This window comes from Nocardioides sp. AX2bis (assembly GCF_902506435.1).
In the GTDB taxonomy this organism is placed as follows: domain Bacteria; phylum Actinomycetota; class Actinomycetes; order Propionibacteriales; family Nocardioidaceae; genus Nocardioides.
In genome coordinates this window covers 155,403-171,480 of the sequence record NZ_LR733215.1, presented here as the reverse complement: position 1 = coordinate 171,480, position 16,078 = coordinate 155,403, and the positions used below count along the sequence as shown (strand labels likewise).

The 16,078-nt window shown below is 74.9% G+C and carries 13 protein-coding genes; 1 reads left to right on the top strand and 12 read right to left on the bottom strand.

What is annotated here, in order from left to right; genetic code table 11:
- Window positions 1-8: 8 nt before the first annotated feature.
- The 7 genes from GV155_RS00855 to GV155_RS00825 are packed head-to-tail and all read right to left on the bottom strand — an operon-like array spanning window position 9 to window position 9,218.
- Window positions 9-1,172 (bottom strand): acyl-CoA dehydrogenase family protein, encoded by a 1,164-nt coding sequence (locus GV155_RS00855; RefSeq protein ID WP_160004393.1) that lies wholly within the window; start codon window positions 1,170-1,172, stop codon window positions 9-11.
- Complete coding sequence (locus GV155_RS00850) at window positions 1,169-3,184, bottom strand: ATP-binding protein (protein WP_160004391.1); 2,016 nt, start codon at window positions 3,182-3,184, stop codon at window positions 1,169-1,171. The genes GV155_RS00855 and GV155_RS00850 overlap by 4 nt, the downstream gene beginning before the upstream one ends.
- A 9-nt stretch (window positions 3,185-3,193) precedes the next feature.
- Complete coding sequence (locus GV155_RS00845) at window positions 3,194-4,861, bottom strand: acyl-CoA carboxylase subunit beta (protein WP_442938792.1); 1,668 nt, start codon at window positions 4,859-4,861, stop codon at window positions 3,194-3,196.
- Complete coding sequence (locus GV155_RS00840; RefSeq protein ID WP_160004389.1) at window positions 4,858-6,015, bottom strand: acyl-CoA dehydrogenase family protein; 1,158 nt, start codon at window positions 6,013-6,015, stop codon at window positions 4,858-4,860. The genes GV155_RS00845 and GV155_RS00840 overlap by 4 nt, the downstream gene beginning before the upstream one ends.
- The gene (locus GV155_RS00835; protein ID WP_236553785.1) at window positions 6,012-7,802 is read right to left on the bottom strand and encodes an acyclic terpene utilization AtuA family protein; all 1,791 of its coding nucleotides are present in this window, start codon (window positions 7,800-7,802) and stop codon (window positions 6,012-6,014) included. The genes GV155_RS00840 and GV155_RS00835 overlap by 4 nt, the downstream gene beginning before the upstream one ends.
- Entirely contained in the window at window positions 7,795-8,604 is an 810-nt protein-coding gene (locus GV155_RS00830) for a TIGR03084 family metal-binding protein (protein ID WP_236553783.1), read from the bottom strand. The genes GV155_RS00835 and GV155_RS00830 overlap by 8 nt, the downstream gene beginning before the upstream one ends.
- Window positions 8,601-9,218 carry a TetR/AcrR family transcriptional regulator gene (locus GV155_RS00825; RefSeq protein ID WP_328820777.1) on the bottom strand — a complete coding sequence of 206 codons (618 nt, stop codon included), beginning with the start codon at window positions 9,216-9,218 and terminating at the stop codon, window positions 8,601-8,603. The genes GV155_RS00830 and GV155_RS00825 overlap by 4 nt, the downstream gene beginning before the upstream one ends.
- Before the next feature lie 588 nt (window positions 9,219-9,806).
- On the opposite strand from GV155_RS00825, the gene GV155_RS00820 reads away from it, so the two are divergent.
- Complete coding sequence (locus GV155_RS00820; RefSeq protein ID WP_160004387.1) at window positions 9,807-10,514, top strand: M50 family metallopeptidase; 708 nt, start codon at window positions 9,807-9,809, stop codon at window positions 10,512-10,514.
- A gap of 42 nt (window positions 10,515-10,556) precedes the next feature.
- On the opposite strand, the gene GV155_RS00815 is transcribed toward GV155_RS00820, so the two are convergent.
- From GV155_RS00815 to GV155_RS00795, 5 genes are read right to left on the bottom strand one after another with little or no spacing between them, the layout of a single operon-like run.
- Window positions 10,557-11,834 carry an endonuclease/exonuclease/phosphatase family protein gene (locus GV155_RS00815; protein WP_160004385.1) on the bottom strand — a complete coding sequence of 426 codons (1,278 nt, stop codon included), beginning with the start codon at window positions 11,832-11,834 and terminating at the stop codon, window positions 10,557-10,559.
- A gap of 52 nt (window positions 11,835-11,886) precedes the next feature.
- Window positions 11,887-14,526, bottom strand: coding sequence for an FtsX-like permease family protein (locus GV155_RS00810; protein WP_160004383.1), 2,640 nt, complete (start codon window positions 14,524-14,526; stop codon window positions 11,887-11,889).
- Window positions 14,523-15,242, bottom strand: coding sequence for an ABC transporter ATP-binding protein (locus tag GV155_RS00805; RefSeq protein ID WP_160004381.1), 720 nt, complete (start codon window positions 15,240-15,242; stop codon window positions 14,523-14,525). The genes GV155_RS00810 and GV155_RS00805 overlap by 4 nt, the downstream gene beginning before the upstream one ends.
- Window positions 15,239-15,388 (bottom strand): hypothetical protein, encoded by a 150-nt coding sequence (locus GV155_RS00800; protein WP_160004379.1) that lies wholly within the window; start codon window positions 15,386-15,388, stop codon window positions 15,239-15,241. Before GV155_RS00800 ends, GV155_RS00805 begins: the two co-directional genes overlap by 4 nt.
- Window positions 15,385-15,966: a PadR family transcriptional regulator gene (locus GV155_RS00795; protein WP_160004377.1), complete on the bottom strand. Its 582-nt coding sequence runs from the start codon at window positions 15,964-15,966 to the stop codon at window positions 15,385-15,387. The genes GV155_RS00800 and GV155_RS00795 overlap by 4 nt, the downstream gene beginning before the upstream one ends.
- Window positions 15,967-16,078: the final 112 nt, after the last annotated feature.

Genomic DNA, 16,078 nt, shown 5'->3' with positions numbered 1-16,078 from the left:
CCCCGGCGTCAGTACGACTTGGGCAGCCCCAGGCTGTGCATCGCCACGTAGTTCAGGATCATCTCCCGCGAGACCGGCGCGATCCGCCCGGCCCGGGCGGCGACCAGCAGGCCGGCCATGCCGTACTCCTGGCTGATCCCGTTGCCGCCGTGCGTCTGCACCGCGCGGTCGACGGCGTGCACGGCCGCCTCGGCGGCGGCGTACTTGGCGATGTTGGCCGCCTCCCCCGCCCCGGTCTCGTCGCCGGAGTCCAGCAGCGCGGCCGCCTTGGCGTTCATCAGCCGCGCCATCTCGATCTCGATGTGGCTCTCGGCGAGCGGGTGGGCGATCGCCTGGTGGGCGCCGATCGGGGTCTGGAACACGGTGCGCTCCTTCGCGTACGCCGTCGCCTTCCCCAGCGCGTACCGCGCGAGGCCCAGGGAGAACGCCGCGGCCATGATCCGCTCCGGGTTGAGCCCGGCGAAGAGCTGCACGAGCCCCCCGTTCTCGTCGCCGACGACCGCGTCGGCGGGCAGCCGCACGTCGTCGAGGAACACCTGGAACTGCTTCTCGGGGCTGACGATCTCCATCGGGATGACGGTGGCCTCGAAGCCGTCGGCGTCGGTCGGCACGACGAAGAGGACCGGCTTGACCTTCCCGGTGCGGGCGTCGTGGGCGCGCGCGACGACCAGCACGTTCTCGGCCTCGTCGACGCCGGAGATCCAGATCTTGCGCCCGTTCAGCACCCAGGTGTCGCCGTCGCGGCGGGCGTTCGTGGTGATGTTGTGGGTGTTGGTGCCGGCGTCGGGCTCGGTGATCGCGAAGGCCATCGTGCCGGTGCCGTCGCAGATGCCGGGCAGCCAGCGCTGCTTCTGCGCCTCGGTGCCGTAGCGGACGATGATCGTGCCGCAGATGGCCGGGCTGACGACCATCAGCAGCAGCGGGCAGCCCTGCGCGGCCAGCTCCTCGCAGACGGCCGCGACGTCGCCGATGCCGCCGCCGCCCCCGCCGTACTCCTCGGGGACGTTGATGCCGAGGTAGCCGTTCTTGGCGATGTCGAGCCAGAGGTCGGTGGTCTTGCCGCCGTTGCGGGCCTTCTCGGTGAAGTACTCGCGGCCGTACGTGCCCGCCAGCCGGGCGACGGCCTTGCGGAGCTCCTGGCGCTCCTCGGACTCGGTGTATGCGTTGCTCATGCTTCCTCCACCACTGCTAGGACCTCCCCGGCCGCGACCTGCGTGCCGGGCGTGACGTCGACCTGGACGACCGTGCCGTCGTGCGGCGCGGTCACGGTGTGCTGCATCTTCATCGCCTCGAGGACCAGCACGGGCTGACCGGCGGTGACCTGCGCGCCGTGGGTGACGAGGACCGAGACGACGCTGCCCGGCATCGGCGCCAGCAGCGACCCGCTGGCCACCGCGTCGGCGGGGTCGACGAAGCGCGGGACCTCGTGCAGCCGGCGGTGCCAGCCGGCGCCGTCGACGTCGACCGGGCGGCGGCCGACCGGCACGGCGTCGTCGAAGGTGACGTCGGCGTGGGTGTGGACGCCCTCCCAGACGTAGTCGACCCGGGTGCTGGATGCGGAGCCGGGGGCCTCGGTGCGGGCGATCCCGGTGACCTGGAAGTCGGCCTGCGGGAAGACCGGGTACGGGTCGCCGGCCAGCCACGGGGTCTCGTCGGGGTCGGGGAACCCGCGGTCCCAGCGCGCCACGTGGGGCGCGGCGACCACGTTGCGCCACCCGGTGGGGATCCCGGCCTGGACCGTCCGCCGCGCGTCGAGGTCGGCGACCCGGGCCGCGGTGGCGGCCAGCATCGCGGCGTCGGCGCCGCGGACGGACGGTCGCGCGAGCTCCGGGTGGTCGTCGAGGAAGCGGGTGGTCAGCCTCCCGGCGAGGAAGTCGGCCGAGGTCAGCACCGCGACCAGCTGGTCGCGGTTGGTGCGGACGCCGTGGATGCGGGACCGGCGCAGCACCCCGGCGAGCCGGCGGGCGGCCTGGGTGCGGGTCGGGGCGTGCACCACGACCTTGGCCAGCATCGCGTCGTAGAAGGTGGAGACGGTGTCGCCGGCGGCGTACCCCGCGTCGACCCGGACACCGGCCTCGACGGGGATCTCGAAGGCGGTGAGCCGCCCGCTCTGGGGCTGGTAGTCCTCGGCCGGGTCCTCGGCGTAGAGGCGCACCTCGATCGCGTGCCCGACCCCGCCGGTCGAGGAGCGAGCGCCAGCGAGCGTTGGTTCCTGAGGAGCCGAGGGACGAGGCGTCTCGAAGGGCACGAGACCACCCGCACCCTCGGCCACCTCGAGCTGCATCGCCACCAGGTCCACCCCGTGCACCAGCTCGGTGACCGGGTGCTCGACCTGGAGCCGGGTGTTCATCTCGAGGAAGAAGAACCGGTCGGCCGCCTGGTCGTAGAGAAGCTCGACCGTCCCCGCGCCGCGGTAGTCGATCGCCGCCGCCGCCGCGCGGGCGGCGTCGTGCAGGGCGGTCCGGGTGGCGGCCGGCAGGTCAGGGGCGGGTGACTCCTCGACCACCTTCTGGTGGCGGCGCTGGACCGAGCAGTCCCGCTCGCCGAGCACCAGCACGCCGCCGCGGCCGTCGCCGACGACCTGGACCTCGACGTGGCGGCCGAGCTCGACGTACGGCTCGACGAAGACGGTGCCGTCGCCGAAGGCGCTGAGCGCCTCGGCCTCGGCGGCCGCGACCTCCCGCTCGAGGTCGGCGAGGTCGCGGACGACCCGCATCCCTCGCCCGCCGCCGCCGGCGGAGGCCTTGACCAGCAGCGGCAGGTCGGCGGCAGTGGGGTCCGCCGGCGCCTCCAGCGTCGGGACGCCGGCGTCGCGCATCAGCTGCTTCGCCCCGATCTTGGAACCCATCGCCTCGATCGACGCAGGCGTCGGTCCGACCCAGGTCAGGCCGGCGGCCTCGACGGCGCGCGCGAAGTCGGCGTTCTCGGACAGGAAGCCGTAGCCGGGGTGGATCGCGTCCACGCGGTGGTGTCCGGCGACCTCCACCAGCAGCGCGGCGTCGAGGTAGGTCTCCGCCGGCGTCGAGCCGGGCAGGCGTACCGCGAAGTCGGCCTCGGCGACGTACGGCAGCCCGGCGTCGGCGTCGCTGTGGACGGCGACGGTCTCGATGCCGAGCGCGCGGCAGGTGCGGAAGACGCGGGAGGCGATCTCGGCGCGGTTGGCCACGAGAAGTCTGCGGATCATCACGGTCCCCTACATCCTGAAGACGCCGTAGCCGGCGGCGCCGGACCAGGTCTTGTTCTCGATCACGGACAGGCAGATGCCGAGCACGGTGCGGGTGTCGCGGGGGTCGATGACGCCGTCGTCGTAGAGCATCCCGGACAGCGCGTAGGGCAGGGAGGCCTCCTCGACCATCTGCTCGACGTAGGCGCGCATCCCGGCGTCGCCCTCCTCGTCGTAGACCTGCCCCTTGGCCTCGGCCGAGCCGCGGGCCACGATCGACAGGACGCCGGCGAGCTGGGCGGGGCCCATCACGGCCGACTTCGCGCTGGGCCAGGTGAACAGGAACCGGGGGTCGTAGGCCCGCCCGTTCATGCCGTAGTTGCCGGCGCCGTAGGAGGCGCCCAGGATCACCGTCAGGTGGGGCACGGAGGAGTTCGAGATGGCGTTGATCATCATCGCGCCGTGCTTGATGATGCCGCCCTGCTCGTACTCCTTGCCGACCATGTAGCCGGTGGTGTTGTGCAGGAACAGCAGGGGCGTGTCGGTCTGGTTGGCCAGCTGTACGAACTGCGTCGCCTTCTGCGCCTCCTCGCTGAACAGCACGCCCTGGGCGTTGGCCAGGATGCCGACCGGGTGGCCGTGGATGCGGGCCCAGCCGGTGACCAGCGAGGTGCCGTAGAGGGGCTTGAACTCGTCGAAGGCCACCCCGTTCGTCGCGCTCACGCCGTCGCAGACGCGGGCGATGACGTCCCGGGGGTCGAACGGCTCCTTCAGGTCGGCCGGGACGAGGTCGAGCAGCTCCTCGGGGTCGGCGTCGGGACCGGCGTACGACGGTGGTCGAGGAAGGCGCGCAGCGCCTGTCACGAGACCGACCGCCGTCGGGCCCGGCTTCCGCCAGTTCAGCCGGGCCACGATCCGGCGCCCGATCCGGATCGCGTCGTGCTCGTCGGCGGCGAGGTAGTCGGCCAGGCCGGAGGTGCGTGCGTGCATCTCGGCACCGCCGAGCGACTCGTCGTCGGACTCCTCGCCGGTGGCCATCTTCACCAGCGGCGGGCCGCCGAGGAAGACCTTGGCCTGCTCCTTGACCATCACGGTGTAGTCGCTCATCCCGGGGATGTAGGCGCCACCGGCGGTGGAGTTGCCGAAGACGAGCGCGATGGTGGGGAGCTTCTGCGCCGAGCTGCGGGTGAGGTCGCGGAAGGTCTTGCCGCCCGGGATGAAGATCTCCTTCTGCGTGGGCAGGTCGGCGCCGCCCGACTCGACCAGGGCGATGGTCGGCAGCCCGTTCTCCTCCGCGACCTGGTGGGCGCGGAAGGCCTTCTTGACCGTCCACGGGTTGCTGGCGCCGCCCTTGACCGACGGGTCGTTGGCGGTGATGACGCACTCGACGCCCTCGACGACCCCGATCCCGGTGACGATGCTGGCGCCGACGGTGAAGTCGGAGCCCCACCCGGCCAGCGGGGACAGCTCGAGGAACGCCGAGCCCTCGTCGACGAGCAGCTCGATCCGCTCGCGGGGCATCAGCTTGCCGCGGGCGTGGTGGCGCGCGACGTACTTCTCCCCGCCCCCGGCCACCGCCTTGGCCTGCTCGACGGCGAGGTCGGCCAGCTTGGCCTCCATCGCCTCCCGGTTGGCCTGGGCCCCGGTGGTCGAGGAGCGAGCGCCAGCGAGCGTCTCGAGACCCGGCTCGGCGCTCACGAGGCGTACCCCAGCAGCTTCGCGGCCAGGTCGGTCAGCACCTCGGTCGCACCGCCGCCGATCGGCAGGATCCGGGCGTCGCGGTAGTGCCGCTCCACCTCGGCGCCGTGCAGGTAGCCGGCGCCGCCGTGCAGCTGGACCGCCCGGTCGCAGACGAAGGTGGCGGCCTCGCAGGCGGTCTGCTTGGCCAGGCAGGCCTCGGCGACGACGTTCTCGCCGGCGTCGTGGCGGCGGGCGACCTCGCGGGTGTAGCTGCGGGCGACCTCCACCTGGCGGTGCATCTCGACCAGCTGGTGGCGCACGACCTGGTTGGCCACGAGTGGCCTCCCGAAGGTCTCGCGCTCGCGGCAGTACGCCGCGGCCAGCGCCAGGGAGCGGGCGGCGATGCCGTAGGCGTGGACGGCCAGCGCGACCCGCTCGGAGACGAACGCGCCGGCGATCAGGGCGAACCCGTCACCCTCGCGGCCGACCAGGTGGGTCGCGGGCACGCGTACCCCGGCGTAGCCGAGCTCGGCGGTGTCGGAGCAGTGCCAGCCCATCTTGCGCAGGCTGCGGTCGACGGTGAAGCCCGGCGTGCCGGCCTCGACGACCAGCAGGGAGATGCCGGCGTGACCGGGACCGCCGGTACGGACCGCCGTGGTGACGAAGTCGGCGCGGGCGCCGGAGGTGATGAAGGTCTTGCCGCCGTGGACGACGTAGGCCGGGCGACCCTGATCGTCGGTCTCGAGGCGCGCCGTGGTCCGCAGCCGCGCCACGTCGGAGCCGCCGCCGGGCTCGGTGATCGCCAGCGACCCGATCAGCTCCCCGGCCAGCGTGGGTCGTACGAACGCGTCGACGAGGTCGGGGGACCCTGCGGCGACGAGGTGCGGCAGGGCGATGCCGGAGGTCAGCAGCGCCGCGAGCAGACCGCTGGACGCGCCGGCCGAGAGCATCCCCTCCTGCAGGTCGACGGTGTCCAGCAGGGTGCCGCCCTGACCACCCACGCTCTCGGGGAAGCCGAGGCCGAGCAGGCCCTGCTCCGCCGCCGTGCGGTGCAGCGCGCGCGGCACCTCGCCGGCCTCCTCCCAGGCGTCCAGGTGGGGCACGACCTCGCGCCGGACGAAGGCGGCGCCGAGCTCGTGGACCTCGGATCGTGCGGGTGCGGGTGTGCTCACAGCAGTCGCTCCTCGATCTGGACCATCCGGCTGCGCAGCCACTCGCCGAGCGCCTTGGCCTGGGGGTCGGTACGGGTCGAGGCGGCCACGCCCTCGCCGAGCAGCCCGTGGACCACCACGTTGACGGCGCCGAGCAGCGGCAGCAGGTAGACGTCCACGTCGAGGTCGACCGCCTCGGGGACGAGCTCGCGGATCTTCTTGGGGCTGAGCACCTTGAACAGCCAGGCGACGCGGTCGTCGCGCTTCTCGGCGTCGCCGGGGACGTCGTGGGCGACCCAGAAGCCGACGTTCGCGTCGCCGCCCTTGTCGCCGGAGCGGGCGTGGACGAACGTGCCCAGCGGCTGGCGGCGGGTGAGGCGGTCGGCGGGGGCGGGGTACGGCGAGGCCCGGCGTCCGTGGTCGTCCGGCTTTTCTGGCGGCTCGGGCGGCGCCAGGTCGGTCGGGTCGGGCACGACCTCACGGGTGCCGTCGGGCAGGACGACGGTGTGGGTGACGGCGGCGCGGTCGACGTACGCCGGGCGGTAGACGCCGTACGGCGTGGGCCGCGCCGGGGGCGCGGTGAGGGTGAAGCCGGGGTACGACGCCAGCGCCAGCTCGACGACGGGGCCGGTGAACGCCTTGCCCACGGGGTCGGCCTCGGGGTCGAGGGCGGTGCAGCGCAGGACGCAGGCGGCGTCCTCCTGGCGCTCGGCGTCGGCGCGGGGGGTGATGCCGCGGGTCCAGGTGACGCTGGCGGCGGTGAGGCGGTGGTCGAGCTGCTCGTGGACCCACGCCTGCTTGGCGTCGAGGTCGAGCCCGGTCAGGACGAGCTCGAAGGAGTTGCGGAAGCCGCCGAGCTCGTTGACGCAGACCTTCAGGGTCGCCGGCGGCGCCTGGCCACGCGTACCGTAGACACGGACGCGGTCCTCGCCGACCTGCTCGAGCCGGACCGTGTCGAGCTCGGTGGTGACGTCGGGGCCGAGGTAGCGCGTCGACTGGATCTCGTAGACCAGCTGCGCGGTGACGGTGTCGAGGGTGACGGCGCCGCCGGTGCCGTCGTGCTTGGTGACCGCGCAGGACCCGTCAGCCTCGATCTCGGCGAGCGGGAAGCCGAGCGGGAGATGGCGGCGCGGCAGCCGGGTGAACCCCGAGAAGTTGCCGCCGGTGGCCTGGGTGCCGCACTCGAGGACGTGGCCGGCGACGACCGCGCCGGCCAGGGCGTCGTGGTCGGCGGGCGTCCACCCGAAGTGCGAGGCCGCGGCGCCGACGACCAGGGAGGCGTCGGTGACCCGGCCGGTGACCACGACGTCCGCGCCCGCGTCGAGCGCCCGGGCGATGCCGAAGCCGCCGAGGTAGGCGTTGGCCGTCAGGGCGCCGGCGTGCCCGAGCTGGTCGGCCCGGTCGCGCAGGTCGTCACCCTCGACGTGGGCCACGGCGGGGTCGAGGCCGAGCCCGCGGGCGACCTCGCGGACCTGCTCGGCGAGGCCGGCGGGGTTGAGGCCGCCGGCGTTCACCACGATCCGGGTGCCCTGCTCCAGGGCCAGGCCGAGGGTGTCCTCGAGCTGGCGCACGAAGGTGCGTGCGTAGCCGAGGGAGGGGTCGCGCATCGCGTCGCGGCCGAGGATCAGCATGGTCAGCTCGGCCAGGTAGTCGCCGGTGAGGACGTCGAGCGGGCGGGCGGTGCCGTCGGGGCCGGTGGTGCGGCCCTCGAGCATCTCGCGCATCGCCGAGAGCCGGTCGCCGTAGAAGCCGGAGCAGTTGCCGACGCGCAGGACGTCGGTCGGAGCGGGGGGCAGCGGGTCAGCCACGGGTGCTCACCCGCCCGGCGCCCGGGGGGCCGGCGAAGCACTGGGCGATGCCCAGCCACCGGTCGGCCTCGTCCCCGGTGGCGACGAGGTCGGTGTCGTCGCGGTGGACCCGCTGGGTCACCAGGCGGGCGAGGTCCCAGGCCGAGCCGCGCACCTGCTCGGTCGCGTCCTCCGGGCCCCACGTCCACCGCTCGCCGGACGGAGAGGTCAGTTCCACGTGGAACAAATCGGGCGGCGGGGTCAGCCCGTGGGTGGCGTAGGCGAAGTCGCGGGTGCGGACGCCGAGGTGGCAGACATGACGCACCCGGTCGGTGGGCTCGACCGCGACCCCGAGGCCCTCGCGGACGTCGAGGGCGTGCGCCCACGTCTCCATGAAGCGGGCGGTCGCCATCGACGCCGCCGACATCGGGGGACCGAACCACGGCATCTTGTGGCCGGCGGGGAGGTCGCGGAGCGCGGCGACCAGCTGCTCGCGGCCGTGGCCCCACGTGGCGAGCAGGTCGGGGGTCGGCAGCGCGGCGAGCTCCTCGGCGCCACGGTCGACGAACCCGTCGGGGTCCTCCAGCGCGCCGAGCACGAGCGCGTCCCAGGCGTCCTTGTCGGTGGCCGCCAGGGTGGCGGCCCGGTCGGTCCAGGCCAGGTGGGCGACCTGGTGGGCGACGGTCCAGCCGGGGGCCGGGGTGGGCGTGGCCCAGCCGGCGCCGGGCGTACCGCTGCCGAGGTCGGAGACGACCGCCCGCAGCGCGTCGGTCTCGGCGGCGAGGTCGGCCAGCAGGCCGCCCAGCAGGTCGTCGGTGCTCACGGCGCACGCTCCTTCAGCGCGGCGTCCAGGACGCCCGCCCACTCGTCGAGGATCCGCGACCGGCGACGGGCGTCGTCGGTGATCGTGTCGGCCAGCCCGAGCCCGCGCACCAGGTCGAGCGTGGCCTGCACCAGCTCGCGTACGCCCGGCGCGAGCTCGTCGGCGCCGAGCAGCTCGACCGTGAGCCGGTGCGTCTCGCGCCCGACCCGCTGCTCGAGCGGGGCGACGGCGCCGAGCAGGCCGGGGTCGGTCCGCGCCGCCACCCACAGCTCGAGGGCGGCGGTGAAGACCGGGGAGGTGAAGTGGTCGGCCAGCATCCCGAGGACCGCGCGGGTACGCCGCTCCCCCGTGGGCAGGGCCGCCGCAGCGGCGACCAGCTCGCGGCAACGTACCTCCGAGAGGTGCTCGACGGCCGCGACGACCAGCGCGTCCTTGGTCGGGAAGTGATGCAGCTGCGCGCCGCGGCTGACTCCGGCGCGCTGGGAGACCAGGGTCGTGGACGTGCCGGCGAAGCCGCGCTCGACCAGGCACTCAACCGTCGCCTCCAGCAGCCGGGCCCGCATGACGCGGGTCCGCTCCTCCTGGGGGACGCGGGCGGGGGCGGTGCTGCTCACGGGTGGAGTGTGGCGCGAGTGGGAACAAACAGTCAAGACTGTTGGGAAGTTTGTGCCGGGAGGTCTGCGGACCACGGTGGTCGAAGAGCGAGCGCAACCACGGAGGTCGAGGAGCGAGCGAAGCGAGCGTCACGAGACCAGAACCCCGGAGGTCGAGGAGCGAGCGCAGCGCCCCCGGTGGTCGAGGAGCGAGCGAAGCGAGCGTCACGAGACCACCACCGCGACTGTGCGCGCCCTCGACCACCGGGGCACCGCCCTGTCCGAAATCGTCATCTCGAGGCGCCGCAAGCGTCATCTCGGCTGTCCGCGAGCGTCACGAGACCAGAACCCCGGAGGTCGAGGAGCGAGCGCAGCGCCCCCGGTGGTCGAGGAGCGAGCGAAGCGAGCGTCACGAGACCAGAACCCCGGAGGTCGAGGAGCGAGCGCCAGCGAGCGTCACGAGACCACCACCGCGAGTGCGCGCCCTCGACCGACGGGGCACCGCCCTGTCCGAAATCGTCATCTCGAGGCGCCGCAAGCGTCATCTCGGCTGTCCGCGAGCGTCACCTCGGCCGGTTGCGAGCGTCACCTCGGCCGTACGGTCGTGGTGTGGAGGTCGTGGGCGAGATCTGGGGTGGGGTGGTGGGGACCCAGGCCCCGCCGACGCAGGCCGTCCGGTGGCTGTGCGCCCTCGTCGCGCTCGCCGTCGTCGGCCTGCCCTCGACCTGGCGACGCACCCGGGTCGCGGTCACCGTGGCGCACGAGGGCGCGCACGCCGCGGTCGCCGTGCTGTCGGGACGCCGGCTGAACGGCGTCCGGCTGCACCGGGACTCCTCCGGCCTCACGCTGTCGCACGGACGACCACGGGGCCCGGGGATGGTGGCGACCGCCTTCGCGGGCTACCCGGGACCGGCGCTGCTCGGCCTGGGCGCCGCGGTGCTGCTGGCGGACGGGCGGGCGCTCGCGGTCCTGTGGCTGGCAGTGCTCCTGCTCGCGGGCCTGCTGCTGTGGGTGCGCAACGCGTACGGGCTGCTCGCCGTCGGCGTCTCCCTCACCCTGGTCGCCGCCGTGTCGTGGTGGGCCGAGCCGCGGTGGCAGTCCGCTGCGGCGCACGTCGGCACGTGGTTCCTGCTCCTGGGAGCGGTGCGCGCGGCCGTCGAGCTGGGCCGCGACCGCCGCCGCGAGCGGGCGCGCACCTCGGACGCCGACGTGCTGGCCCGGCTCACCCACGTGCCGGCCCCTGTCTGGGTCGCGGTGCTCGTGCTCGTCACGCTCGGCGCCGCAGCCCTCTCAGCCCGGCTCCTCCTGACGGCCTGACCGGCAGCCCGACGGGCAGCCCGACGGGCAGACCCACGGACCTCAGGGCCGCAGGTCCACCCACACCGAGCGGTGGTCGGACGTCGGGAACGGGAAGGTGCCCGTCAGCCGCGACAGCGGGTCGGCCTGACGGGGCCAGAACACCCCGGACCCGGTCACCTTCATGCCCTGGCGCGGCAGGACGTAGTCGGCGCGGAGGTTGCCCGGCGCAGGGTCGTCGTTGAAGTCCGCGGTGTCGTAGCGGGGGTCGGACTCGTGCGCGAGGTTCGCACCGCCCTGCAGCCGACTTGCCTCGCGCGCACCCGCCGAGCGCGGCATCGGGTCGGTGATCCGGCGGTGGTCGAGCAGCTGCTGGATCGCGCCCGGCACGGAGTCGCCGTCGTTCGGGTCGCTGTTCTGGTCGCCGGCGATCACGAAGTCGGTCCCGCCGGCGAGGCCACCCTCGCGGCCCTGGTCGTCGACCATCCAGTCGCCGCGGCGGCCGGGGCGCACGTAGTCGGCCCAGAAGCGGATCTCGTCGGCGTTGCGCAGCCCGTTGCGGTCCTCGGCGCCGTCGAAGGTCGGCGGCGTCGGGTGGGAGACGAGGTAGTGCACGGTCTTGCCGCCGACGCGGACCGGGACGTCCCAGTGCGACTTGCTGGAGAGCCGGGCGACGTCGAGCTCCTCGGGCGTGAACCAGTCCGCGGGCGCCTCGGTGGCCGGGTCGTCGGGCAGCCGTGCGCCGGGGACGTCCTTCCACAGGACGTCCTGGAAGGTCCGGACCTGCCGCTGCGCGATCGGGTAGCGGCTGAGCACGAGCATGCCGTACTGGCCCTCGAACTCACCGAAGCCGAAGGCGTCGTTGCCACCCCCGACGGACCCGTTGTTGTCGAGGTCGAAGCCGCTGGCCACGCCGGTGTTGGACGGGGCGGTGAAGGCGTAGGGGTAGCGGATCGCGCGCGAGCGGTCGCCGGCCGGACCCTGGCGGACCTCGAGGTAGTTCTCCCGGAACAGGTCGGCGGCCTCGCCGGCGTCGTCGTAGTCGAACTCGTTGACCAGCAGCACGTCGGGGCGGACCCGCTGCACGACCTCGGCGACGGCGGCGGCCTGGGTGTCGTCCGGCGTGGACAGGTCGGCGACCAGCTCGCCCTCCGTCGCGCGGTTGAGCGAGGCGTTGAAAGTCGCGAACCGGACCTCCGGCGCCCTCCCCTCGCGCCCGCCGGCCGCCGCAGCAGGAGCGGGGCCGGGCTCACCGGAGGCGGCCGGCACGGCGAGGAGCGGGGCGACGCCGAGCGCCGCGGTCAGCAGGGAGGCGCCGAGCGCCCGAGAGGTACGCGTCATGGCCCCCACCCTGCCCGACCCCGCCGACACCCGGGCGAACAGCAGGTGACGATCACTCCAGCCGGGCCACCAGCGGCAGCCGCGAGCGCGACGCCACCGCCACCACGAGGGCGCTCAGCAGCGGCAGGCCCACCACGACGACCCCGAGCAGCACCCACGGCACGTCGAGGTAGTGCGCCGGCCCCGTCGTGCCGAACCCGTAGTCGATCGGCCGGGTCAGCGGGTAGGTGACGGCGATCCCCGGCACCAGCCCCACCAGGGCCCCGAGCACCGAGCCCACCGCGCCGACCACCAGGGCGTACGCCGCCGCCACCGCGCGACGTGTCCGCGGTGCCGCGCCCACGGCGCCGAGGGTGGCCAGGTCCGGGCGGGCGTCCGAGAGCGCCAGGAAGGTCGCGGTGAGGGTGCCGCCGAGCATCAGCACGGCCCCGAGCCCGCCGAGCACCAGCTGGAGGATCCGCACCTCCTCGGGCGGCTGGTAGCCGCGCTCGACGTAGAGGCTCGCCGGACCGGGCAGCCCGGCGACGGCCTCCTTGGCGTCCTGCGCCTCCTCGGCGGAGAGGCCGCCGCGGACCACCAGCGCCGTGGTGGCCGGCTCCAGCCCGGCCGCCCGCGCCCCCGCCGGCGAGATCACGCCGTGGACGTTCGCCTCGCCCGCCGTCACCGGGACGGCGACGGCCGGCAGCGTGGTGCGCTCGGCGTCGCCGCGCCGGGCCGGGTAGTCCACGACCCGCACCTCGTCGACGTCGGCGGCACCGGTGTCGCTCAGGGCGACCACGCCACCGGCGGCCAGCACCTCGTCGACCTGCGCCTGCTGCTCCGTCGAGAGGTCCTCCACCCCGCGCAGGTAGGACGGCAGGCCGGCCTCGCTGACCAGCAGGTCGCCGGCGAGGACGCCGTTGGTCGACGACAGCAGGATGCCCGCACCGGGCGCCCGCAGCTCGAGGAAGCCGTCGGCCACCACGCCCCGGACCTCCTCCACCCGGCCGGCCGCCTCGGCAGGCAGCGCCGACAGCAGCGTGGCGCGGACCTCTGCTGCGTCGGCGGCCCGGCCCTCGGGGCCGTAGCCGAGCGAGACGGCCGCGTCGCCGACGGGCAGCGCCGCGACGTAGCCCGCCGCCGACTGCGCCTCGTCGCTGCTGGTCGCGATGCCCAGCGCCACCACGCCGGCCACGGTGGCGGCCACGGCCGCCACCGCCGGCACGGTGCGGGTCCGGTGGCGCGCGGCGTCCCGGGCCGCGAAGCGCAGCGCGAGCGGCAGCCCGCGGGAGGCCCGGGCGACCGCGCCGACCACGACCGGGACCAGCAGCAGCATCCCGAGGACGCAGACGATGGCGGCCACCGCGATCGCGTTCTCGCCACCCTGGTCGGCGCGGGCGCCGTACGTCGCGAGGCCGGCGCCCAGCGCCACCAGCACCAGGCCCACCACCGGCGAGCGTCGCGACGGCGTGGCGTCCCCGCGCCGGCCGGCCAGCACCGCCACGACGTCCTGGCGCGAGGCCAGCCAGGCCGGCACGGCGGCCGCGAGCAACGCGCTGACCAGCCCGAACACCATCACGGCCGCCAGGTGCAGCGGCTCGACGTCGTACGGGCCGAGCCGGCTGGTCGAGTAGCCCTGGAGCACGGGGCGCAGCGCCCACGCGGCCGCGAGCCCGACCAGCACGCCGATCACCGACCCTCCGACACCGAGCACGACCCCGGAACCCAGCACGACCCGGCGGGAGTCCCGCGGCGAACCGCCGGCCGCGGAGACGAGCGCCAGGGTCCGCGCCTGGCGACGGGCACCGACGGCGAAGGCCGGTCCGGCCAGCAGCACCACCTCGATCAGCACCATCACCGCGATCAGGACCGCGGCGGTGATCGCGGCGTCGTCGACGAGCCCCATCCCCGTGCGCACCTCGGGCGCGAGCGCGCTGTCGGGCGGCGGGTCGACCAGGACGGCCCTCGAGACCACGGTCGCCGCGAGGTCGTTGAGCTCGCGGACCTGGGCCCAGGAGACCGGGTCGCCGCCGACCAGGAGGGAGGACGCACCCCGGGGCTCCAGCGCGGCGCCGGGCAGGGCGGCCGCGAAGGGTCGGCCGACGATCGCGGCGGACTCGGCCTCGCCGACGATGCGCAGCGCGTCACCCGACGCCAGGACCAGGTCCTCCCCCACGCCCGGGCCACGGGCGTCGACCCGGGCGTTGACCACCACCTCGTCGGTCGAGGTCGGCAGCCGGCCCTCGGTCAGCCGCACCAGGCCGTCGGTCAGCGGGTCCCCCAGGTCGGTCACCAGCACCTGCGCGTCGTCCCGGCCGCGGTCGGTCTCGAACCGCACCGATCCCTCGCGCAGCGGGACGCTCTGCGCGTCCAGGTCCTCCAGGCCGAGGACGGCGGCGACCGCGGCGCGGTCGGGCGCGCCCCCGCCGGACCACTGCGACGCCTCGTCCGGGTCGGCGGTCTGGAACGCCTGCCCGGTCCCGTGCAGGTCGATCCGGGCCTCGGCCGCGCCGAGCCGCCGCTCCAGCGACTCCGCACCGGTCACCGAGCTCGTGGCGTAGAGCGTGTCCGCGGTGGTGACCGCGAGCACGGGCAGCGCCAGCAGGGTCAGGGCCAGGGCCGTACGCCCCCGCGCGCGGCGGGCGTCCCGGCGCGCGATCCGCAGCGGGACCCGCCACCCGGTGACCCAGCCGCCCACCCGGCCCCGGCTCACCGGGCGCTCGGCTCGAGCAGCGCGTCGACCGGGGTGGCGCCGGTGTCGTCGACGACGCGGCCGTCGCGCAGGAAGACCACCCGGTCGGCCCAGGCGGCGTGCCGGGCCTCGTGGGTCACCATCACCGCGGCGGCGCCGGCGTCACAGCGCTCGCGGAGCAGCCGCAGCACCTCCTCGCCGGTCTCGGTGTCCAGCGCCCCGGTGGGCTCGTCCGCCAGCACCAGGCGGCGCTCGCCGACCACGGCGCGGGCGATCGCGACCCGCTGCTGCTGGCCACCCGACATCTGGTCGGGGAACCGGTCGGCGAGGTCGGCGACGCCCACCTCCTCCAGCGCCCGCAGCGCCGCCGCGCGCGCCGAGCGACGGCGCTCGCCGTCGAGCTCGCGGGGCAGGGCGACGTTCTCGGCCGCGGTCAGCGCCGGGATCAGGTTGAAGTCCTGGAAGACGTAGCCGATCGCGGTCCTGCGCAGCCGGGCCCGCTCGGCCTGGCCGGCCGCGCCGAGGTCGACCCCCTCGACCTCGACGCGGCCGGAGCTGGCCTGGTCGAGACCGCCGGCCAGCGTCAGCAGGGTCGACTTGCCCGACCCCGAGGGACCCATCACGGCGACGAGCTCGCCGGCGTGGGCGGTGAAGGAGACGCCGACCAGCGCGCGGACCTCCGTGGCGCCCTCCCCGTGCACGCGGGTCACGTCGGTCAGCTGCAGGACGGCGGTCATCGGGTCTCCTCGGTCGGGGTCGGGGCGGGCGCGGGCGCCGGGCGGGCGCGACGACCACGGGGGCGTACGGCGCGCAGCCGCTCCCGGCTGCCGGCCAGCCAGCGGCGCTCGTCGCGCAGCAGCCGCGCGGCGACCTCGGGCGTCACGGCCGCACCGCGTCGCTGCCGGGCCGGGCGGCGTCGGCGGTCCTCGACGCGGCGGCGTGCCGGCCCTCGATCGCGGCCCGGCGCAGCCGCGCCTCGCAGTGGTCGAGCCAGCGCACCTCGGCCTCCGCGGCGAAGATCAGGGAGTCGACCACGAGCGACCACGCCAGGTCGTCGCCGGCCTGCCGCTTGAGGCGCGTGTAGTCCTGCAGGGCCCGCATCGTCGCCGAACGCTGCTGCTGCACCACCGTGCCGACGTCGACGCCGGGCACGGTGACGGCCAGCGCGAGCTTGATCGCCAGCTCGTCGCGCGGGGGCTGGGTGCGTTCCACCGGCGTGGTGAACCAGGCGGCGACCTCGCCGCTGCCCTGGTCCGTCAGGCGGTAGACCACGTGCCCCTCGCCGTCCTCGCCGGCGCCCTCGACCAGGCCGTCGCGCTCGAGCCGGGTCAGCGTCGTGTAGACCTGCCCGACGTTGAGCGGCCAGGTCGCCCCGGTGCGCTGCTCGAACTCCACCCGCAGCTGGTAGCCGTACATCGGCTGCTCCTGGAGCAGCGCGAGCAACGCCTGCTTGACCGACACGACGACCACGTCCTCTCCGGCACCCGACCTACTCGGTATGCACAGGAGATGTATACCGGGTATGTCCAGACCGGTGTCAAGCAGTTCCTCGCGATCGGCCGGGAGCGACGCC